The sequence below is a fragment of the Spirosoma spitsbergense DSM 19989 genome (assembly GCF_000374085.1).
Lineage (GTDB): Bacteria > Bacteroidota > Bacteroidia > Cytophagales > Spirosomataceae > Spirosoma > Spirosoma spitsbergense.
The window spans coordinates 1-19,621 of sequence record NZ_KB893558.1 but is presented as its reverse complement, the minus strand read 5'-3'; the positions used below and the strand labels follow the sequence as shown (position 1 = coordinate 19,621).

Sequence of the window (19,621 nt, the reverse complement as noted above, 5' to 3'; positions counted from 1 at the left end):
TAGGTCTCCTGTTTATGAACCTATTCAACTACAAACACCTCGCCCTGATTGCGGCCTTCGTTACAGCACTTTGGGCCTGTTCTGGTGGTGGTACCGACAACCCTACACCAGTTAACCCAACCGACCAGGCCGGTAGCAACCGAAAGGCTATGCTCACTAACATAGCCGACAACATCATTCTGCCCAGTTACGCCAATTTTAAAACGAAACTGGATGGGATGCTGATCAAGTCAGACGCTTTCACGGCTAAACCAGATAAAACTACATTAGCTGATTTCAGGCAAGCCTGGGTTGAGGCCTACACCGAGTGGCAAAAAGTTGAATTGTTTGATGTTGGTCCGGCGGAGCAATACACGCTGCGCAACTTTTTCAATATCTACCCGACCAATGCCGCTGGTATTGAGGAGTATATAACCGCCGGTACGGGCGCGCTGGATGTAGCGTCATCCTATCCGAAGCAGGGTTTCCCAGCGCTGGATTACCTGCTCAATGGCCTCGGCACTACGGACGATGCCATCGTTGCCCGCTATACCACCGCTCCCGATGCCGCCAAACGAATTGCTTACCTCAAACGGCTGACGACCCAGATGAACACCCAGTTCACAACGGTTTATTCGGCCTGGACTACCGGCTACCGGGATACGTTCATTGACTGCACCGCCCTGAATGCGGGTTGCTCGACCTCGAAGCTGGTAAATAGCTACGTACTCAATTACGAACGCTACATCCGGTCGGGGAAATTCGGAATTCCGTCGGGGGCCATGACGAATGGAACCGTAGCCCCCGGCACGGTGGAAGGATTGTATAAAAAAGACATTTCACGTATGCTGGCCCAAACCGCCCATCAGGCATCCGTGGATTTCTTCAACGGAAAAAGCGTAAAAACGGGTGAAGAAGGACCGAGCCTCAAAAGTTACCTGAATGCCCTGGGTACGAAAGACGGCAGCCAGGGCACGCTGGTGACCACCCTGATTAACAACCAGTTTACAGCCATCACGCAACAGCTTGCTACGTTGAAACCTAACCTGTACAATGAGGTTCAGACGAACAACGCGGCTATGGTGGAAACCTACACTCAGATGCAGAAAATAACCCGGATGCTCAAAGTGGACATGACCACTGCCATGAGTATTACAATCACCTACACGGATAATGATGGGGACTGAAATCAGTTTACGGTTTATGGCTCATGGTTTACAGTTGCCTAAGCCGGGCTTTTCTGCTCCTGATGGTAGTGTACAGCCTACTACGCAGATCCACAAACCGAAAACCGAAAACGATAAACCGTTTACCGCTGCCGCTCCCCTGGCCGTTTTCAGGATTCTGTTTGGACTAATGCTCTTCGGGAGCATTGTCCGTTTCTGGAGTAAGGGCTGGATTAATGAATTGTACATCCAGCCCCGGTACTTCTTTCCGTTCTACGGGTTCGAGTTTGTTCAGCCGCTGGGGGTGTATACTTACCTGTTGTTTACGCTTTGCGGCCTCTCTGCCCTGCTGGTTGCCATTGGCTTTTTGTACCGGATTGCCAGTATCAGCCTGTTTTTCAGTTTTACGTACATCGAGTTGATTGATAAAAGCACGTACCTGAACCATTACTATTTTACGAGTATGGTTTGTTTACTGCTGATTTTCCTTCCCGCTCATGCTTATTTCTCCGTTGACGCTTACAGGCGGCCTGGTTTAGCTGCCCGCCATATTCCCGTCTGGTGCCTGGATGCGCTAAAGCTGTTTGTTGCCTTCCTGTACGTATACGCCGGACTGGCTAAACTGAATAGTGACTGGCTGCTACACGCCCTCCCGCTGCGCATCTGGCTTCCGGCGCATAACGACTTCCCGATTGTGGGTTTTCTGTTCAATTATACCTGGGTGCCCTATGTGTTCAGCTGGTTTGGCTGCCTGTATGATGTAAGCATTCCGTTTCTGCTCTGGAATGCCCGCACCCGCCCCTGGGCTTATGTTGCCGTAGTTGTTTTTCATGGTTTAACGGCGTTGCTATTCCCAATCGGCATGTTTCCGTACATCATGATTGTTACGGCGCTTATTTTCTTCTCACCCGGTTTCCACCAGCGTATTATCCGGCAACTGAGCGTTTCGTTAGCTATACCAGCCACTTTTTGGGAGGTTCAGCGTACCTACCGATATCCGGCTTTCCGGGAGCGCATCATACTGGGCTTCCTTACCCTTTTCTTCCTGTTCCAACTGCTGTTTCCGCTTCGGTACCTGCTTTATCCCGGTGAGTTGTTCTGGACCGAAGAGGGGTATCGTTTCTCCTGGCGTGTTATGCTGATGGAAAAAGCGGGCTACGCTCAGTTCACCGTCAAAGATGATGCAGGCCACCAAACCATTGTGAATAACACCCGGTTTCTGACGCCATTACAGGAGAAAATGATGGCTACTCAGCCCGATATGATTCTACAGTATGCCCACCTATTGCGAGACCATTACCGCCGGCAGGGTTTCGTAAACCCGCAGGTTTACGTGGACTCCTACGTGGCACTCAACGGGCGACTGGGCAAACCCCTGATTGACCCGACTACGAATCTGGCGAATGAACAGGATTCATTCCGCCACAAAACCTGGATTACTCCTCTCAATGATACGATTTACGGTTTCTAGTTTTCTGATTAGTCTATTCGTTACCACAACGGGCTTTGCTCAGTACCAGCTTTCCGGAACCCTGCTGAGCCAGCAGGATAGTGTACGCCTGAGCGGATGCAGCGTTTATCTCAACGATGGTAAACGCACCGTTACTACGGATAGCCTGGGGCGGTTTCTTTTTACGAATCTGCCCAATGGGCTGTATATTCTCCAGACAACCTGCCCTGATTTTAAAGCAGCAAAAACAACCATTACAATTGAGGGACGCGACCAGACAATGACCATTGCCCTGGCGAGTCGGCTTGAAACGCTCAGGGAGGTAACTGTCACGGAGAAGCAATCCGGCTTTGGCTTTACCCGGATGCGGGGCGTGGAAGGCATGGGTATTTACGAGGGTAAAAAATCGGAGGTAATCATTCCGGAGCAACTGGTAGCCAACTTGTCGACAAACAACGCCCGGCAGATTTACGCCCGTGTGGCGGGTCTGAACATATGGGAAAACGAAGGTGCGGGCTTACAACTCAGCATTGGCGGGCGTGGTCTCGACCCCAATCGCTCGTCTAATTTCAACGTGCGTCAGAACGGCTACGACATTAGTGCCGATGCGTTGGGCTACCCCGAAAGTTATTATACGCCCCCTATCGAAGCCGTTGGCCGGATTCAGATTGTGCGGGGTGCCGCTTCGCTTCAGTACGGAACGCAGTTTGGCGGGTTGCTTAATTTCGTGATGAAGAAACCCGTTACCGACCGGGCGTTTGAACTGACGGCTCGCCAGACCATTGGGTCGTTTGGGTTTTACAACGCCTTTACCAGTGCGAGTGGCACGGTCGGCAAACTGAGTTATTACACTTTTTTCCAGTACAAGAAAGGCGGTGGCTGGCGACCCAACTCGAACTTCACCAACTACACGGCCTACGCTGACCTGGACTACCGATTTTCGGAAAAAACAACGCTGGGTTTCGATATTACCCAGATGCACTACCTGGCCCAGCAACCCGGTGGCCTGACGGATGCGATGTTTGCCGAGAACCCTCGTCAGAGTAACCGCGAGCGCAACTGGTTTTCGGTGAACTGGACCATGCCCGCGCTACATCTGGATCATAAATTCAATACCAATAACGAAGTCAATCTGCGGCTATTTGGGTTGAATGCCTATCGCTATTCGCTGGGGTTTCGGCCCAACCGGGTAGCCAGTGCCGACGATAACAGCGAACGTGATTTGATCAAAGGCACCTTCACCAACTGGGGGGCCGAAGCCCGGTATTTGAAACGCTATTACCTGGGCAAACAACAGGCGGTATTGCTGGTGGGCAGCCGTTATTATCATGGCTTCAACCACAGCGTTCAGGGCCTGGGAAGCACGCGAAAGGAAGCGGATTTTAACTACATCGACGATGCCAATGCTATTTCGTACGACTATCGTTTTCCCAACCGGAACGTGGCCTTATTTGCCGAGAACATTCTCTACATAGGTGACAAACTCTCCCTGACACCCGGCCTGCGCTACGAGTATATCCACACCACGGCCGACGGTTTCTACGGAACCCTCACCCGCGACCTAGCCGGGAACATCCTCAGTTCCACCCTGACGAACGAGTTTCGTACCAACGGACGGTCGTTTTTGCTGGGTGGACTGGGCATCAGCTATAAACCCACCGAAACGCTGGACGTGTACGGTAACCTGTCGCAGAATTACCGCTCCATCACGTTCAGTGATATGCGGATTGCCAATCCATCGCAGGTAATTGATCCGAACTTACAGGACGAAAAAGGTTATTCCCTCGATTTGGGGATCCGCAGCACCCAAACCACGCTGTATAATTTTGACGTCAGTGCGTTTTACCTCAACTACAGCAATCGCATTGGTGAGGTGCAGTTTTACGACCAGAACGACCGTATTTTGCGTCGGCGGGGCAACATTGGGCAGGCGGCTATTATGGGCCTGGAAACCTATGCCGAAGCCGATATAATTCAGTTACTCAACCCATTGCAGACAACCGTGAGCGGTGTCTTTTTTACCAATGTTGCTCTGATTCACTCTACCTACAAAGCCAGTGAAGTAGCTGGTGTGGTGGGCAATCAGGTTGAGTTTGTGCCCACTGTCAACCTGAAGAGCGGGGTGCGGCTCGGCTACAAAAACCTGAAAGCCTCCTTCCAGTACACCTACCTGTCAGACCAGTTTTCCGATGCAACCAACGCCCGCGAAGGCGGTGTTTCTGCCGTTATCGGCCTGATTCCGGCGTACAGCATCATGGATGCCAGCGTGTCGTACCAGTTCAGCCGCTTTCGGCTGGAGGGCAGCGTAAACAACCTTGCCAATCGGGCGTATTTCACCCGGCGGGCCACCGGCTATCCGGGCCCCGGCATTCTACCCTCCGATGGCCGGGGTGTTTACCTGACTTTACAGATGAAGCTGTAAGGAACGACAGAATAGGCAGCAGCGAGTACCACACCGCCGGGGATTGTTGCTTTACCGCCCGTTTAAGGATAGCCGTGCTCTCTGGGCGGAGCGAATACTGCCCCGCCATCTGTATGGCTAGTAAGGGCGGCTCTGCCTCGTCCGTTCTCTGACCCGGCGTGGGCATGCCCTACCTGACAGGCTACTTTTTCGGGGAAAATACCGCTCGTTCTTAAAGTCAAAAAATACAAATACTGCCCTAAATGGCTATTATTGCGGTATGGCACATGAACATACCACCGACCATGCAACCCACAATCACGCCGGTCATAGCCACGGCCCCGTGGTGCTGACCAGCATCAACCGGGCTCTGATTATCGGCGCCGTGCTCAATACGGTCTATGTACTGGTCGAGTTCGGCATGGGTTTTTATTACAACTCACTGGCGCTGGTAGCCGATGCGGGGCATAACCTGAGTGACGTAGCCAGCCTGCTCCTGTCTTTGCTGGCGTTCCGGCTGGCGCGGGTCCGGCAGACGCCCAACTTCACCTATGGCTACCGAAAAAGTACCGTGCTGGCCTCCCTGACCAACGCCGTTATTCTGCTGATTACCATTGGTGCTATTCTGTGGGAAAGCCTCCAGCGTTTCCGTCATCCCGAACCCGTTGTGGGAGGAGCCGTTGCCTGGGTAGCCGGTTTGGGACTGATCGTCAATACGATCTCGGCCCTGCTCTTTTTCCGAAACAGAGAACACGACCTCAATGCAAAGGGGGCCTATCTGCACCTGGTAGCCGATGCGCTGGTATCGCTGGGTGTGGTAGTGGCGGGTATCGTTATCAGCTATACCGGCTGGGTCTGGCTCGACCCCGCCATTGGAGTTGTGGTCGCCATTGTCATTATGGGATCGACCTGGAGTCTGTTGACGGATAGTCTGCGTCTTTCCATGGATGGCGTACCAGCGGGTATCGATCTGGAAAAAGTACAGACGGATTTACGGGCAGTAAAGGGCGTTCAGGATGTGCATCACGTACACGTATGGGCCATGAGCACCACCGAAAACGCCCTGACGGCCCACCTCGTTTTGCAGGACGACCTGTCTGATGAGCAGATTAGTTCGCTCAAGCGCGATGCCCGCCATCGGCTCGAACACTCGAATATCAGCCACGTGACGCTCGAAACGGAAACGAGCATGCAGGACGACTGCGAGTCGGGCGATTGCTGACGATTTCCGGGACTTTTATCCTTCTTGACTTGAGTCACATAGGTTAAATAAATAAAATTTGTTCGGGCGGGAAAACACGCCGAAACTGCTCTCGTTTTTTGCCTTTGCTAAAGCCCTCCAGGCCAATATGAACGATTTTAAACAGGGGAGTTGACGAAAATTCCGTCACGTATGCCCTTATTTTGGGAACGAAAAGAGACTGATGCTCCCACAAGAGCGTGGGCGTATCCAGCAAAATAAGGGTAAATAATAGCTTGTCTAGATTCTGCTGAAAGGGTAGATTTTTGTCAGCGGTGATGAAAAAGCAAACGCGCCTTCGTTTATTCTTTCGCTAAGAACGCCATCTTCAAGTCCCTGCCAACACATATCAACGAGTGTATAGACATCTAACTCAGCCAGCGCGGTTTTTAGCCGAACATCAATTTGTTCGTCAAGAAGCAGCTTCATGATTTCTTTTGCGGGGAGGGACCGACACTTGTCTGGCAATATCAGCTAACACCTGATTGACCATTTGGCGGCTGATATGCGGATAACCAAGTAGAAATTCATCTATTGAACTGAACTGCAGGTAATCGAATAAGGCCCGAATCGGCACCCGTGTCCCGTTAAAAACAGGCGTTCCTCCCAGAATATCGGGGTCAGAAGTAATACTATTTGCTTTCATAGGATTAGCCATCATTATTCAAAGATACCGACTCGTTCACTCAGCTCAAAACAGGTAACTGAATGACGAACGTAGTGCCCTCTCCTTCCTGACTCTCCACCGTTAGACTTCCCCCGTGCCCTTTGGTGATAATGTCGTAACTCAAACTCAGTCCCAAACCCGTTCCTTCGCCGGTGGGCTTGGTGGTGAAAAAAGGCTGGAAAATTTTATCCCGTACGCTTTTCGAAATACCCGTGCCGTTGTCGCTGACTCGGATTTCTACTTGCCCGTTGAGTTGAACGGTGCTGACCGTGACGGTGGGTTGATAACCTGACGGTGCGGTTGTCTGCTTCTCCTGCACGGCGTAAAAGGCGTTGTTGTAGAGGTTCAACAACACCCGCCCAATCTCCTGAGGTGCCACCTCAATCAAACTTAAATCAGTCTCAAAATCCGTTTTCAGTTCCGCATTAAATTCTTTGTCTTTCGCCCGTAAGCCGTGGTAGGCAATCTTGAGGTATTCATCGGCCAGGGCGTTGAGGTTGGTGGGGCGTTTCTCGCCGGTGGAGCTGCGGGAGTGTTCCAGCATGCCGCGTACAATGGCCGAGGCCCGGCTGCCGTGGTGGTTAATCTTTAGCAGGTTTTGTTGGAGGTCTTCCAGTAATTCGTCTTCTAATACTCCGTCTCTTTCCCCCGCAACGCCAGTCCGGTCCTTCTCCCGTTCCTCCTTCAGCTCGGTGACCAACTCGGCGCTCACTTCTGAGAAGTTGTTGACGAAGTTGAGGGGGTTCTGTATCTCATGGGCGATGCCGGCCGTTAGCTCGCCCAGGCTGGCCATTTTTTCTTTCTGGACCAGTTGGGCTTGGGTGGCTTTTAGCTCGGCCAGGGATTGTTCTAATTGATTACTTTTCTGGTTGATCTCCTCTTTTTGCTGGTGCAAAACGACATTGGCTTTCTGCTTTTGGGTATAGCCATAAGCGATCAACCCCAATAAGGCCGCCAGCAACCCAACACCGCCCAACAAATACGTCCGTTGCTGAGTCTGGTTTTTGACTTCAGCCTGCGATAACTCCAGGGCCGAAGCTTTTAAGGCCTGTTCTTTCTGGGAGAGGGCTAACTGCTTTTCTTTATCCTGTTTAGCCGCTCTTTCCTGGAGGTATTCCAGCCGCTGCAAATCCCGTTCTTTAATGGCTAATTGAGCAGCCTGGACTTTGAGACTCAGTTCCTGCGCCTGTTGCTTAGTCAGCAGGGTTTGTTTTTGGAGTTGGGCAGCGGTGAGTTGCTGCTGAAATTGGAGGGCCGTTTCTTTTTTGTCGAAATCATACTGAAGCGTGGCGACGGCAATGTTGTTGTTATTTTGCTGGTTGATAACCAGCTCTTTGGTTTTGATAAAGTCTTGATAACTCGCCAAAGCGGCCTGTGGATCGCCCAGCGCGTCCTGAATCTGGCTCCGGGTTTGATAGGCTCGATATAAGTAGGGTAAATCGCTCCGTTCTTTTGCCAGTACTATGGCACTGTCGGCATAAGCGCTTGCTTTTTGTAGCGTACTGGTTTTATTGCATTTTAGTAGCGTCGTTAAGGAAGTGGCGTTGCTGTCCGTAGCAATTTTTAAATACAGCTTACTGAGGTTGTTATAACTTCTTACTAATATGGTTTTATTTCTATTTGCTTTACTTATGTTCAGCCCGTTTTGCAGATAGGTGAGCGCTTGCGGATAGTTGGCCAGGTTGAGATAGCTCTGCCCCACGTTGTCAAAGTTCATTTCCTTTGGTGGACCCTGAAACCCCATGGCTTCATTTAGTTTCAGCGATTTTAGCCGATAGTCCAGCGCTTTACCATACTCACCTTGTTCGCTGTATGCGCTACCTATATTGTTCAGACCAACCACCACTCCGGTTTTACTGCCTGATTCCTCAGAACCTTTCAGCGATTTTTCATAGTAGGCTAAGGCCTGGGGATAATTGGCCAGGGATGAGTAAATATTACCCATATAGAGTGTTATAGTACTAATTGCAATAATTCCGAATTTATCTTTTCTTTCTTCAGCAATCTTCAAGCCACTCAAGTAAGCCTTCATGGCCTGGGGATAATCGAACTTGTTGGCATATGTAATTCCTAAACCAAGATAGGCAACAAGCATGCCTTTTTTCCAGGCCAACTGCCGGGCAAGTTCCAGGGCCTGATTGGCGTAGTTGATATCTTCATTGGGATTAATACGGGAATAAGAAGAACCTGGGCTAGTACGGGAATAGGAAGAACTTATCGCATATAGCAGATTCACGCGGTTGGTATCGGGTTTGGCACGGGGCAGTTCGGCCAGTAGCGAATCCAGCCGGGCTTGCCCTGTTTTGCGTTGGGCAAAGGCGGGGCGCAGGCTGGAGCAGAAAAGGAAACAGATTAGTAGCAGGCGTGATAGCATGGTGAAGGTTATTGGTACAAACTGGCTGGTAGAGAGATAAAGGGTACAGGCGGGTTGAGCAAGTTGTTGATCAGATACCAACTGGCAACAAGGAGCGTAAAGCTGATGGCGGTGATGAAAACGGCCAGGGCGAGGGTAAGGGCGGTCGTGGAAAATCGAGACATAGCAGTAAGGAGTTGGGTGACGAATAGTGAACAGGTCAAAGGTCATCGTTCCTTGCTTGTCGCCCGGTCACTTTTGGGTCATAAGCTGCTCCATTTGAGTCAAGTGCGGTTCAGGTATTCGGTTGGGGATTGATGGTAAAACTCGCGGAAGACGCGGGCAAAATACGAGGGCGATTCAAAGCCCAGCATGTACGCTGTTTCGGAGGCATTGTGCCCCGCTTTCAACAGGTCGATGGATTTGCGCAGCCGATACTGCCGGATCAGGTCAACTGGGGATAGCTGCACCAGCGACTGAACTTTCCGGTAAAACGTTTTCCGGCTCATGGCCAGTTGTTCGGCCAGCCACTCCACACTCAGCGCGGAGTCGTCCAGGTGTTGTTCCAGCAGCTGGTACACCCGCTGTAAAAACTGATCGGGCACGCTGGCCAGCGCCCCCGGCGAGTCGGGCTGGGCAAACTGCTGGCGGTATTGCTCCCGTAGTTTCTGCTGGCGACCCAGTAAATTGCGCAGCCGCAGGCGTAACTCCCGCATGTTGAAGGGCTTGGTCAGGTACTCATCGGCCCCGTGTTCCAGGCCTTTCTGTCGGTTGTCGGCCTCGCTGCTCGCCGTGAGCAGCATAATGGCGATGTGATCGGTGGCCGCATCATTCCGCAGCCGGTCAATCAGTTCATACCCATCCATCTGCGGCATCATCAGGTCGGAAATGATGACGTCGGGCAACTCTTCTTTGGCCAGCAGCCAGCCGTCGTGCCCGTTATCTGCCGACAGCATCCGGTAGGTGGTGGCCAGTTCGGCGACCATAAATTCCCGCAGTTCCGCATTGTCTTCCACGATCAGCACCAACGGCTGTTGACCGGACGGTATCCCTTCGGCCCCATTCGTTGACTCATGGGTCAGGTAAGGCAGGTCAATCTGGCTGGTTGGGGCAACAACCGGTTGGGCTTCCAGCGAGTCGTTTATGGATTGAATCGGAATCGTAAGCGCAAAACAGGTGCCCACCGGCCCGCCCGACCCAGTTGCCTGACTGTCTGCCCGGATGGTCCCGCCAAGCCGGTACGTCAACTCGTGGACCAGGGCTAAACCAATGCCCGTCCCTTCGTAGGCGCGGGTCCGGGCGTTATCGACCGAACGCGGCCCGGCCTGCCAGAACCGGTTGAAGATATGGGGCAGCTTATCGGCCGAAATGCCAATCCCGGTATCCCGTACCGTCAGCAGCGCCGTATCGGCCACCTGCGCCAGGTGAATGCTTATTTCGCCGGTATGCGTAAACTTGATAGCGTTGGACAGTAAGTTGAACAAGATCGTTTCCCACTTGCCCGCATCGAACAGGTGATTACCCGAAACCATATCCGATTGGTACGTCAGCGTCAGTTGTTTAATGTCGGTAGAAGGTCGAAACAACTCCACCACCTGCCCGATAAAGCGGGGTAAGTCGCCTACTTCCTGCACCAGCTCCATTTGCCGGGCTTCCAGTTTGTTGATGTCCAGCAACTGATTAATGAGCCGGAGCAGTTGCAGGGCGTTGCGCCGAACGGTCGACAATTGTTGCTGGTAAATCACCGGCAGATCCGGCGTTTCCAGCAGCTTATCCACCGGCGAAACGATCAGCGTGAGCGGGGTGCGGAGTTCGTGGGTGATGTTGGCAAAAAAACGCGTTTTCAGTTCGTCCATCGCTTTCAGTTCGGCGGTTTCGCGCAGTTGCTGCACGTGCCGGATCGTTTTTTCAATAGTGGCCCGCAAATCCTGAAAATTGATGGGTTTGGTCACGAAGTCGAAAGCACCCCGGTTCATCGCCGTCCGAATGTTGTTCATATCGCCGTAGGCCGTAACCATCACCGTGCGGATAATGGGGTTGATCTCGGGCAGTCTGGCCAGCAGCGTTAGTCCGTCCATACCGGGCATATTGATATCGCTGAGCACTACATCAATATCAGGCTGTTGCTCCAGCACGGCTAAGGCTTCCCGCCCATCCCGAACGAAGATAAATTCATAGGTATGGTTCTGAATCTGGCGTCGAAACTGTTGGATAAAGAGGTCTTCCAGGTCACTTTCGTCATCGGCCAGCAGAATTTTTGTCGTCATAAAGAGCAGGCCTTTTTTGTGGAGTAGCAGGCTTGACAAAACTAACGGAGTTGGCCAGGAATGCAACTGATAATTTAATGGTAGTCAGAACTTTATCAACAAACAGATTAAAACCAGCCTTTTTGGCAAGTGAAGCATGATCCGTCGAGACGGTTGAACCAGTTTGTCAGTCAAAAGACAGTGGGGTACCGACGGGTTGCCATCAGACGCAGCGAGAGGATAAAGCTGGTTTGATCGGCCTCGGGTACCCGTCTAGCAGGGGGTTCATTCCTACTTATTACCCCGAACGTTCGCCGTCATTTCTGTGTAACTGGTTGTGGTTCAATACGGGGCACATCCCCATCAATGCAGTCTGGACAAAAAACCTTTGGTATAGGTTTGGGTGATGGGTCGGTAATGTGAACCGGGGCCGTTGACGTTGCAACTGGGTTGATGTCGGTAGGTGTACAACCAACGAGCTGAACCATCGACGCTACGATGACTAAACTAACAGCGAAACGGGCAATGACGAAGGTTAAATGATGCGTTTTCATGGGTGGCAAACCAGTTAGAGGAGTTGACGGGCGGAGTATCCGCTTTGGTCAGGTCAAAGGTCTACCGATTTCTACAGAGGCCCTGTCAGTTTTGGGGCAGATGTCGTCACATCTGGGACAACCGATTCACCAGTGCATAAAAGGAGTTTTCCAGAGGACTTAGCATCAGTCCCGTTACGCTCGAAACGGAAACGAGTATGCAGCACGATGACTGCGAGTCGGAAGAATGCTAAAATCGGGCCTTCGCGTGCTGATTGACAGGGTAAAAGAAGATAACTTCTTCCGGGCAATCTTAATTGGCCCGGTTAACGTACTTACCTATTGATAAGTACCATCCGTTTGGCGGATTGGGCGTATTCAAATCACCCTTAAAACTCACCTTATTTATGGTTACTGTAGGACTACAGGTACGGCTGGAAGCCAAGCCCGGCAAAGAGCAGGTTGTCGCTGATTTTTTAAAGAGCGCCTTACCGCTCGCCCAGAATGAACCCGCTACCGTTACCTGGTACGCCGTTCAGCTGGGGCCATCGACGTTTGGCATTTTTGATACCTTCCCCGATGATGCTGGTCGGCAGGCGCACCTCAACGGCCCCATCGCAGCCGCGCTGATGGCCAACGCTGCGGATTTACTCGCGTCGGACCCAGTCATTGAAATGGTCGATATTCTGGCCGCCAAATAAGTCGGCTCTGTCTCTGAAGTAGCCCAACAAAAAGCCGCGTCAACACTCGTTGAACGCGGCTTTTTACTGGGCATAAGGTAGTACCAGTTCTACGCCCCTTCACAGTCCGGCGTCGTCGGCAGCACCGGCAGCCAGACCCGTCCAGTCCCAGTCCGTTCGTCCTTTGGCAACGGCGGTCTGGAGCCGGTTTTGCAGCAACTGCGCCAGGGGCATGGGCGTTTCTGCTTCGCTGGCCAGTTGCAGTACCAGGTTCATATCTTTCAGGCCCAGCGGCAACCGGAATCCCCCCGGCTTATCGTACGTCCGGTCAATTATAGTTTGGCCGTAGTTCTTGTAAATCGGGCTGGGGAATATAGTCTCCGTTAGTAGATTGAGCAGTGTCTGCCGGTCGATACCACTTTTTCCCGCGACGGTCATCGCTTCTGACATGGCTTCGATGGCCGACGCAATCAGGAAATTACCCGCCAGTTTCACCACATTAGCCGCAGCGGGTTCGTCCCCAAAATCATACACAGACTGAACAGCTCCAGCCAGCAAAATGGGTTTCGCGACCTCGCGGGCACTGGCCTCCCCCGATACACAGGCCCACGCTTTCCGATCCGCGATGGCCTGCGGACGACCCAGTACGGGTGCAGCAACGTACAAAACGCCAAAACGGGCGTGGTGTTCTGCCAGTTGCCGGGCGGTGTCGGGCGAGATGGTACTCATCGACAGGTGAATCCCGCCCTTACCCAGCCGACTGGCGAAGGCATCATTCATGGCCACTTCTTTTACGGCCTCATCGTTGCTGAGCATCGTAATAACCAGGCCACCGGGTTGCGCGACATCTTCCGATTTATCTGCCTGCTTTGCCCCTTTCTCAACCAGTGGCTTTACTTTTTCGGCGGTGCGGTTATACACCGTCAGCGGATAACCGGCTGCCAGTAGATTGTACGCCAGGGGCGTACCCATGCTTCCCAGGCCAATCAGGCCAATGTGTTGTTTTGCCATCGTTACATTTACCAATATGACCAGATTTCAACCTGATTCCCAGTCGTTCTATGAGGTTTCAGTTGATTATTGTTTCGTCAGGGAATCAGCAACAGTTTACCGGTTGTTTTACGTGACTCTAGGTCGCGGTGCGCCTGGGCAGCATCGGCCAGGGCGTAGGGTTGCTGAATTTCCAACCTAAGCTGGCCCGAGGCCACCCAGTTGAACAGCGCACCCGCCCGTTCCAGCAGGGCCGACCGCGTCAGGATGTAATGCGCGAGCGACGGGCGGGTAAACATCAGCGACCCTTTTGCCGCCAATAAAGCCGGAGCAAAAGGAGGCACGGCTCCGCTGGCATTGCCAAACGACACCATCATACCCACCGGCTTCAGGCAGTCCAGGCTTCCCTCAAACGTACTTTTCCCCACCGAATCATAGACCACGTTAACGCCCTGCCCGCCGGTTAGCTTTTTTACCTCCTCGGCAAAGTCGGTTTGAGTGTACAGAATGACCTCATCGGCGCCATTCTCACGGGAGAGCTGCGCTTTTTCGTCGGTCGACACCGTAGTGATGACCCGTGCTCCGCGCATACGGGCTATCTGCGTGAGCAATAACCCTACGCCACCTGCGCCGGCATGAATCAATACCGTATCACCCGGCCGGATCGGGTACGTTGAGAAGGCCAGGTAGTGCGCGGTCATACCCTGCAACATGACGGCAGCGGCCTGCTGGTCGGTCATGCCATCCGGAACAGGCACCACTTTATCGGCGGAAATACTGACGTATTCGGCATAGGAACCGGGCTGCATGGCATAGGCAACCCGCTGCCCCACGCTTAATCCGGTTACGCCTTCACCCACCTGCTCAATAACCCCGGCCCCTTCCGAACCGGGTATGTAGGGCAGGGGTACCGAATATAATCCGGTACGGTGATAGGTGTCGATGTAATTGATGCCGATAGCCGCAAGCCGAACCAGCACCTCTCCTGATTTGGGTGATGGCGTGGGAAGATCGGTAAGCGTGAGAACGTCCGGCCCGCCGGTTTGAGTAAATTGAATCGCTTTCATAGGTCACACAGTCTGCCGTTTAGTATCAGGTCTACAACCCGGCAAACGCTCATTCTGGTTTCGAAGGGTATTGAAAAACGTCAGCGTTACTTTTTCAAAAAGAAAGCACGTTAGGCAGTCGCTTCTTTCTCAAGGCTCTGAATGCAACGGCCGTCACCAGACCACCCACCACATACCAGCCAACGGTCATGGCAGCCGTAGCATCCGTTCGGCGGGTAGGAGCGGTTCCCAGCCCCATCGGACCGGGCAAACCAACGGCACCCAGCCCCGCAACAAGCCCCAGAGCCGTTCCGGCCAGCAGGGCATTTTTCGGCTTTACCAGACCAATCAGGCTGTAATACAGCGTATTCGAGAGGATATCCCCACCGGTTGCCCATTTGTGCAGTTCGTCGTCGGCGGGGGGTTCTTTGTCCACAGTTTCCATCACTTTGGTAATGGCCCGCATACCCAGCACGTCGGCCCGGGGCGCATCGGGAATGAACCGGCGGGCCGTTTCATGAAGTACGGTCAGTACGCAGGCCCCCATCAGGCCGCTACCCAGCGATTGCAGGATTGTTCTGTTTGTTTTGGTCATAGGTGCTTAACTTGTCAGCGTGTTCAACTGTTAAAAAATCCTTTCTACTGACAAATAGCGGTACGCTTACCATGCACTATTCTTTCCGAAACGACCAGCCCGACAGGTTTCTGGCAATACTGCGCGAAGTGGGCCAGTGGCTCGTCGATACCAACCAAACGCTGTGGTCTATCGACACGCTCACGGCCGATAACCTGATGAATGCATACACCGAAGGCAATTGTTACGTCCTATACATTGATGACATACCAGCAGCAACGGTTATTCTACAATGGAAAGACCCACTTTTCTGGCCCGACGTGCCGGACAATACATCGGGTTTTATTCATAAATTAGCCATTCGACGATCGTTGGCCAAACAAAACCTGTTCGATACCATCATGGATTTTTGTCGGAACGAGTGCCTGCGCCGGGGTATCAATCAACTTCAGCTCGAAACGGATGCGACCCGCCCTAAACTTATGCAGTTTTACGAACGGCATGGCTTTACGCCAACCTATCAGCGGAACATTCAGGAATTTGGTCAATCATTCCGCTGTCAGTATTACGTACTTGAATTCTAACTTGTTTCTTTACCTATAAAAACCAACCTGATACACATGCTCCTTCGCTTCACAAGACAGTCTTTCTTCCTGCTGGCCGGTCTGCTGCTCAGTCACTACAGCCCCGCACAGGCACCCGCTCCCACAAAACCGCTACTGGGCTTTGCGCCTGCTCAGGCTTCGGCAGAGTACACCCTGGAAAGTCAGTTCGATGCCCAGCTAAAAGCCGATAACCTGCGCGAATGGATGAAAAAACTGGCCGCACAACCCCACCATGTTGGCTCCCCCTACGACCGGGAGAACGCCCGTTTCATGGCCTCCCTGTTCAAATCCTGGGGCTACGACACCCGTATCGACACATCGTACGTACTGTTTCCCACGCCCAAAATCCGGGTATTGGAACTGGTAAGTCCCACTGCGTTCAAAGCGGGTCTGGTTGAAGCCCCCGTCAAAGAAGACCCCGTGTCGAAGCAAACCCGCGAACAACTCCCTACCTACAACTGCTTCTCGGCAGATGGCGACGTTACCGCCGAACTGGTCTTTGTCAACTACGGCGTCCCCAGTGATTACGAGGAACTGGAACGGCGGGGCATCGATGTAAAAGGAAAAATCGTAATCGCCAAATACGGCGGTTCCTGGCGGGGTATCAAACCAAAAGTAGCCGCCGAAAAAGGAGCCATCGGATGTATTATCTATTCTGACCCCAAAGACGACGGCTACGCCCAGGGCGATGTGTATCCCAAAGGACCGTTCAAAAACGAAACGATGGTGCAGCGTGGCTCCGTCCTCGACATGCCCGTAGCCCCCGGCGACCCGCTCACGCCCGGCTACGGCGCCACGAAAGATGCCAAGCGGCTGGATTATAAATCGGCTCCAACCATCATGAAAATACCGGTGCAGCCCATTTCCTACGCCGATGCGCTACCGTTGCTGAAAGCGATGGGAGGCCCGATGGCCCCTGCGGCCTGGCGGGGTGGCCTGCCCATTGCGTACCGCCTGGGTCCGGGTCCGGCCAAAGTACACCTGAAACTCACCTTCGACTGGAAAACCGAGCCGGTTTATAACATCATTGCCACCATGAAAGGCAGTGAATTTCCCGATCAGTGGATTATGCGCGGCAACCACCACGATGCCTGGGTAAACGGCGCTGCTGACCCAGTTAGTGGCATGGTAGCCGTGCTGGAAGAGGCCCGCGCGCTGAGTGAGCTGGCCAAAACGGGCTGGAAACCCAAACGCACGATCGTTTTTGCGGCCTGGGATGGCGAAGAGCCGGGTCTGCTGGGCTCGACCGAATGGGTGGAAACCAATGAGCAGCTGCTGAAGAAAAATGTGGTAGCTTACCTGAACACCGATGGCAACGGCCGGGGATTTCTGGGCGCGGGCGGCTCGCACACGCTGGAACCCTTTTTCAATCAGGTAGCCCGCGATGTGACCGACCCGGAAAAAGGCATCTCGATCCTGGAACGGCGTCGGGCGGCTAATCTGGTGAACGGCTCTCCCGAAGCCCGGCAGGAAGCCCAGTCGGGGACCGACATGCGCATCGAAGCCCTGGGCTCCGGCTCCGATTACACCTCCTTTTTACAGCACGCAGGCATTGCGGCTATGAATGTTGGTTTTGGGGGTGAGGACGCGGGCGGAGATTACCACTCCGTGTATGATTCGTACGAGGACTATGTTAAGTTTAAAGATACCGACTTTGCCTATGGCGTTGCCCTGGCGAAAACGATGGGCCGTTGTGTCCTTCGGCTGGCCAATGCCGATGTGCTGCCTTTTTCCTTCCAGAGTTTTTCCAATACGGTAGCCCGCTACGGGAGTGAAGTAAAGAAGCTGGCCGAAACGATGCGGGCCGAAACCGACCGGCAAAATCAACTCATTCAGGATAAACGGTACGACTCGGTGGCCGACCCGAAGGAAACCCTTTTACCGCCAACCCGCAAAGAACCCGTCCCCTACCTGAATTTTTCTCCCCTCGAAAATGCATTGCTCCGCCTGGAGAAGAGTGCCCGTGAATACGATAAGGGGAGTAAAAAAGAGTCTTCGCTCTCGGACGCGCAGAAGCTGGAACTGAATTTACTCCTTTATCAAACAGAGCGTTACCTGTTGAGTGAAACCGGTTTACCCCGCAGGCCATGGTTCAAACACCAGATTTACGCACCCGGCTTCTACACTGGCTACGGCGTAAAAACACTACCCGGCATCCGGGAAGCCATCGAAGAGCGGAAGTGGACGGAAGCCGACCAGCAAATCCGGTCGACAGCCGCCACCCTCGACCGGTTCACCGACCAGGTCGACAAAGCCGCAGCCATCACGGGGCAAGTGTCGGTGAAGTAAGTGAAATTCAAGAGTAACCTTATTTCTCATCTCCTAACCTGACTGGTGACAGCACCAGTCAGGTTAGGGGTACAAGTTCATTTCAGTCAATTGCTGTCTAAAAATTAACCGTTCTACTCATGATTCAATAACTGAATAGCCCTGGCTTTGGCAAGGCCAACAATCCGGTTAACGATGAGATATTGTTCTACTTCGCTTTTTTCCTCAGAAGAAAGGGGGCTCTCACGCTGCTTGTCCAGTAAAAAGTCCAGCCGCTGCTGATGAACGGGGGAAGGCGTAAAATCCTTTACCTTTCCCGGATTCATCCCGGCAATGAAGGTCGAAATTTCATCAAAAACGGCTGTTTTTCTGCGCATTTTAGTAGTATAGGAGTTACGAAAAAGTAGTAAGTTAGAGTAAGGATCAAATTTTATCAGGCGTTATGGCAATTGATGAGTATGTAGCCTATCTAATGAGCAACGTGTCTCGAAGTAGTTGCGTCAAAGCGGGACAAATCTTACAAGTGTCTCATGATGAGGTCAATCGATTTCTAATTAACGCCGAATATACAGGCCGTGATTTGTTTGAATCGGTTCGGGATAGTCTTGACTTACAGGGTGGTATTCTCTCAACCGACGATAGTGTACTTGATAAACCCTATACCCAGGCAGGTACCACCGAGTTAGTAGGCAAGTTCTGGTCCGGCAAGCATCACCGAGCCGTTCAGGGTATTGATTTGCTGGTACTGATTTATACCCACAAGGGTCATAGCGTGCCGGTTAACTTCAGACTCTACCGAAAAGAAGAGGGTAAAACTAAGAATGACTACTTTCAGCAGATGATGCGGGAGCTCTGGCAGTGGGGATTGCGTCCGGCTTGGGTGACGGCTGATAGCTGGTTCTGTAGTTTGGACAACCTCAAATTCCTGCGCAATTTAGAAATAGGGGTCATGATGGGTCTGGAGAAGAACCGGCTGGTGTCCAGTCAACCAGGTGAGTATGAGCAAGTCGGACGGGCTGATATACCAGCCAGCGGCTTGTTCACTCACCTGAAAGGGTTCGATTTTATAGCGGTGTTTCGGAGAGTTGGCAAAGACGGCAACGCGCGACACTATCTACTGTATCACCCAGATGGGGCTTATGCACAGGCCCATCTGTACACGGTTGCTTGTTTTGAGCAGGTGCATCTGGCTCATTGGCAGGTAGAGGACTTATTTCGTAGCATCAAACAGGTCTGTCAGGCCGAGCGGTTTTATGTTCGGCTGACCTCGGCCATTACGACTCATCTATACAGTGTTTTACGGGCCTTCCAAAAGTTAGCGGCCATGAGTCGGGATGGGCTCATTGGGTCGGTTTACGGCCTACGAGACGAACTCTATCGAGAGACTCAACGAAACTGGATACATGAATTTGCGTAACTCCTA

General features: G+C 52.6%; 18 protein-coding genes. 8 read left to right on the top strand and 10 right to left on the bottom strand.

The features are described from left to right. The first annotated feature begins 14 nt into the window (after positions 1 to 14). From B157_RS0119745 to B157_RS0119730, 4 genes are all read left to right on the top strand, one after another. Positions 15 to 1,166, top strand: coding sequence for an imelysin family protein (locus tag B157_RS0119745; protein ID WP_020605036.1), 1,152 nt, complete (start codon positions 15 to 17; stop codon positions 1,164 to 1,166). Between the two features lie 16 nt (positions 1,167 to 1,182). Next, positions 1,183 to 2,616: an HTTM domain-containing protein gene (locus B157_RS0119740; RefSeq protein WP_169521763.1), complete on the top strand. Its 1,434-nt coding sequence runs from the start codon at positions 1,183 to 1,185 to the stop codon at positions 2,614 to 2,616. After that, on the top strand, positions 2,594 to 5,017 hold the full coding sequence (locus tag B157_RS0119735; RefSeq protein ID WP_020605034.1) for a TonB-dependent receptor: 2,424 nt from the start codon (positions 2,594 to 2,596) through the stop codon (positions 5,015 to 5,017). Before B157_RS0119740 ends, B157_RS0119735 begins: the two co-directional genes overlap by 23 nt. 259 nt (positions 5,018 to 5,276) lie before the next feature. After that, positions 5,277 to 6,218 (top strand): cation diffusion facilitator family transporter, encoded by a 942-nt coding sequence (locus B157_RS0119730; protein ID WP_020605033.1) that lies wholly within the window; start codon positions 5,277 to 5,279, stop codon positions 6,216 to 6,218. Positions 6,219 to 6,476: 258 nt separating this feature from the next. Here B157_RS0119730 and B157_RS0119720 read toward each other — a convergent pair whose 3' ends face one another. From B157_RS0119720 to B157_RS38400, 6 genes are all read right to left on the bottom strand, one after another. Continuing rightward, positions 6,477 to 6,665: a hypothetical protein gene (locus B157_RS0119720; protein WP_020605031.1), complete on the bottom strand. Its 189-nt coding sequence runs from the start codon at positions 6,663 to 6,665 to the stop codon at positions 6,477 to 6,479. After that, positions 6,649 to 6,882 (bottom strand): DUF433 domain-containing protein, encoded by a 234-nt coding sequence (locus tag B157_RS35785; protein ID WP_020605030.1) that lies wholly within the window; start codon positions 6,880 to 6,882, stop codon positions 6,649 to 6,651. The genes B157_RS0119720 and B157_RS35785 overlap by 17 nt, the downstream gene beginning before the upstream one ends. Before the next feature lie 40 nt (positions 6,883 to 6,922). Continuing rightward, positions 6,923 to 9,277 (bottom strand): tetratricopeptide repeat-containing sensor histidine kinase, encoded by a 2,355-nt coding sequence (locus B157_RS0119710; protein ID WP_020605029.1) that lies wholly within the window; start codon positions 9,275 to 9,277, stop codon positions 6,923 to 6,925. Positions 9,278 to 9,285: 8 nt separating this feature from the next. Next, positions 9,286 to 9,441, bottom strand: coding sequence for a hypothetical protein (locus tag B157_RS38405; protein ID WP_020605028.1), 156 nt, complete (start codon positions 9,439 to 9,441; stop codon positions 9,286 to 9,288). A 99-nt stretch (positions 9,442 to 9,540) separates the two neighbouring features. Further along, entirely contained in the window at positions 9,541 to 11,523 is a 1,983-nt protein-coding gene (locus B157_RS0119700) for a response regulator (protein WP_020605027.1), read from the bottom strand. A 296-nt stretch (positions 11,524 to 11,819) separates the two neighbouring features. Continuing rightward, on the bottom strand, positions 11,820 to 12,056 hold the full coding sequence (locus tag B157_RS38400) for a hypothetical protein (RefSeq protein ID WP_157618512.1): 237 nt from the start codon (positions 12,054 to 12,056) through the stop codon (positions 11,820 to 11,822). A gap of 386 nt (positions 12,057 to 12,442) precedes the next feature. Between B157_RS38400 and B157_RS0119695 the strand changes: the two genes are divergently transcribed. Beyond that, positions 12,443 to 12,736: a putative quinol monooxygenase gene (locus B157_RS0119695; RefSeq protein ID WP_026308819.1), complete on the top strand. Its 294-nt coding sequence runs from the start codon at positions 12,443 to 12,445 to the stop codon at positions 12,734 to 12,736. A 99-nt stretch (positions 12,737 to 12,835) separates the two neighbouring features. Here B157_RS0119695 and B157_RS0119690 read toward each other — a convergent pair whose 3' ends face one another. From B157_RS0119690 to B157_RS0119680, 3 genes are all read right to left on the bottom strand, one after another. Continuing rightward, the gene (locus tag B157_RS0119690; protein ID WP_020605025.1) at positions 12,836 to 13,726 is read right to left on the bottom strand and encodes an NAD(P)-dependent oxidoreductase; all 891 of its coding nucleotides are present in this window, start codon (positions 13,724 to 13,726) and stop codon (positions 12,836 to 12,838) included. 77 nt (positions 13,727 to 13,803) lie between these two features. Continuing rightward, entirely contained in the window at positions 13,804 to 14,772 is a 969-nt protein-coding gene (locus tag B157_RS0119685) for a quinone oxidoreductase family protein (protein WP_020605024.1), read from the bottom strand. 94 nt (positions 14,773 to 14,866) lie between these two features. After that, positions 14,867 to 15,346, bottom strand: a complete 480-nt coding sequence (locus B157_RS0119680) for a hypothetical protein (protein ID WP_020605023.1) — start codon at positions 15,344 to 15,346, stop codon at positions 14,867 to 14,869. Positions 15,347 to 15,417: 71 nt separating this feature from the next. Between B157_RS0119680 and B157_RS0119675 the strand changes: the two genes are divergently transcribed. Further along, positions 15,418 to 15,909 (top strand): GNAT family N-acetyltransferase, encoded by a 492-nt coding sequence (locus B157_RS0119675; RefSeq protein ID WP_020605022.1) that lies wholly within the window; start codon positions 15,418 to 15,420, stop codon positions 15,907 to 15,909. Between the two features lie 36 nt (positions 15,910 to 15,945). After that, entirely contained in the window at positions 15,946 to 18,219 is a 2,274-nt protein-coding gene (locus tag B157_RS0119670; RefSeq protein WP_020605021.1) for a M28 family metallopeptidase, read from the top strand. Between the two features lie 113 nt (positions 18,220 to 18,332). Here B157_RS0119670 and B157_RS0119665 read toward each other — a convergent pair whose 3' ends face one another. Next, positions 18,333 to 18,575: a hypothetical protein gene (locus B157_RS0119665; RefSeq protein WP_020605020.1), complete on the bottom strand. Its 243-nt coding sequence runs from the start codon at positions 18,573 to 18,575 to the stop codon at positions 18,333 to 18,335. A gap of 65 nt (positions 18,576 to 18,640) precedes the next feature. Between B157_RS0119665 and B157_RS0119660 the strand changes: the two genes are divergently transcribed. Then, entirely contained in the window at positions 18,641 to 19,615 is a 975-nt protein-coding gene (locus B157_RS0119660; RefSeq protein ID WP_020605019.1) for an IS701 family transposase, read from the top strand. Positions 19,616 to 19,621: the final 6 nt, after the last annotated feature.

What these genes read in the sequence shown, in the direction of transcription:
- B157_RS0119710 (WP_020605029.1), bottom strand. Translation starts at nt 9,277, where the DNA reads ATGCTATCACGCCTGCTACTAATCTGTTTCCTTTTCTGCTCCAGCCTG.
- B157_RS0119690 (WP_020605025.1), bottom strand. Translation starts at nt 13,726, where the DNA reads ATGGCAAAACAACACATTGGCCTGATTGGCCTGGGAAGCATGGGTACG.
- B157_RS0119740 (WP_169521763.1), top strand. Translation starts at nt 1,183, where the DNA reads ATGGCTCATGGTTTACAGTTGCCTAAGCCGGGCTTTTCTGCTCCTGAT.
- B157_RS0119660 (WP_020605019.1), top strand. Translation starts at nt 18,641, where the DNA reads ATGGCAATTGATGAGTATGTAGCCTATCTAATGAGCAACGTGTCTCGA.
- B157_RS0119700 (WP_020605027.1), bottom strand. Translation starts at nt 11,523, where the DNA reads ATGACGACAAAAATTCTGCTGGCCGATGACGAAAGTGACCTGGAAGAC.
- B157_RS38400 (WP_157618512.1), bottom strand. Translation starts at nt 12,056, where the DNA reads ATGAAAACGCATCATTTAACCTTCGTCATTGCCCGTTTCGCTGTTAGT.
- B157_RS0119685 (WP_020605024.1), bottom strand. Translation starts at nt 14,772, where the DNA reads ATGAAAGCGATTCAATTTACTCAAACCGGCGGGCCGGACGTTCTCACG.
- B157_RS0119730 (WP_020605033.1), top strand. Translation starts at nt 5,277, where the DNA reads ATGGCACATGAACATACCACCGACCATGCAACCCACAATCACGCCGGT.
- B157_RS35785 (WP_020605030.1), bottom strand. Translation starts at nt 6,882, where the DNA reads ATGAAAGCAAATAGTATTACTTCTGACCCCGATATTCTGGGAGGAACG.
- B157_RS0119695 (WP_026308819.1), top strand. Translation starts at nt 12,443, where the DNA reads ATGGTTACTGTAGGACTACAGGTACGGCTGGAAGCCAAGCCCGGCAAA.
- B157_RS0119680 (WP_020605023.1), bottom strand. Translation starts at nt 15,346, where the DNA reads ATGACCAAAACAAACAGAACAATCCTGCAATCGCTGGGTAGCGGCCTG.
- B157_RS0119670 (WP_020605021.1), top strand. Translation starts at nt 15,946, where the DNA reads ATGCTCCTTCGCTTCACAAGACAGTCTTTCTTCCTGCTGGCCGGTCTG.
- B157_RS38405 (WP_020605028.1), bottom strand. Translation starts at nt 9,441, where the DNA reads ATGTCTCGATTTTCCACGACCGCCCTTACCCTCGCCCTGGCCGTTTTC.
- B157_RS0119735 (WP_020605034.1), top strand. Translation starts at nt 2,594, where the DNA reads ATGATACGATTTACGGTTTCTAGTTTTCTGATTAGTCTATTCGTTACC.
- B157_RS0119665 (WP_020605020.1), bottom strand. Translation starts at nt 18,575, where the DNA reads ATGCGCAGAAAAACAGCCGTTTTTGATGAAATTTCGACCTTCATTGCC.
- B157_RS0119675 (WP_020605022.1), top strand. Translation starts at nt 15,418, where the DNA reads ATGCACTATTCTTTCCGAAACGACCAGCCCGACAGGTTTCTGGCAATA.
- B157_RS0119720 (WP_020605031.1), bottom strand. Translation starts at nt 6,665, where the DNA reads ATGAAGCTGCTTCTTGACGAACAAATTGATGTTCGGCTAAAAACCGCG.
- B157_RS0119745 (WP_020605036.1), top strand. Translation starts at nt 15, where the DNA reads ATGAACCTATTCAACTACAAACACCTCGCCCTGATTGCGGCCTTCGTT.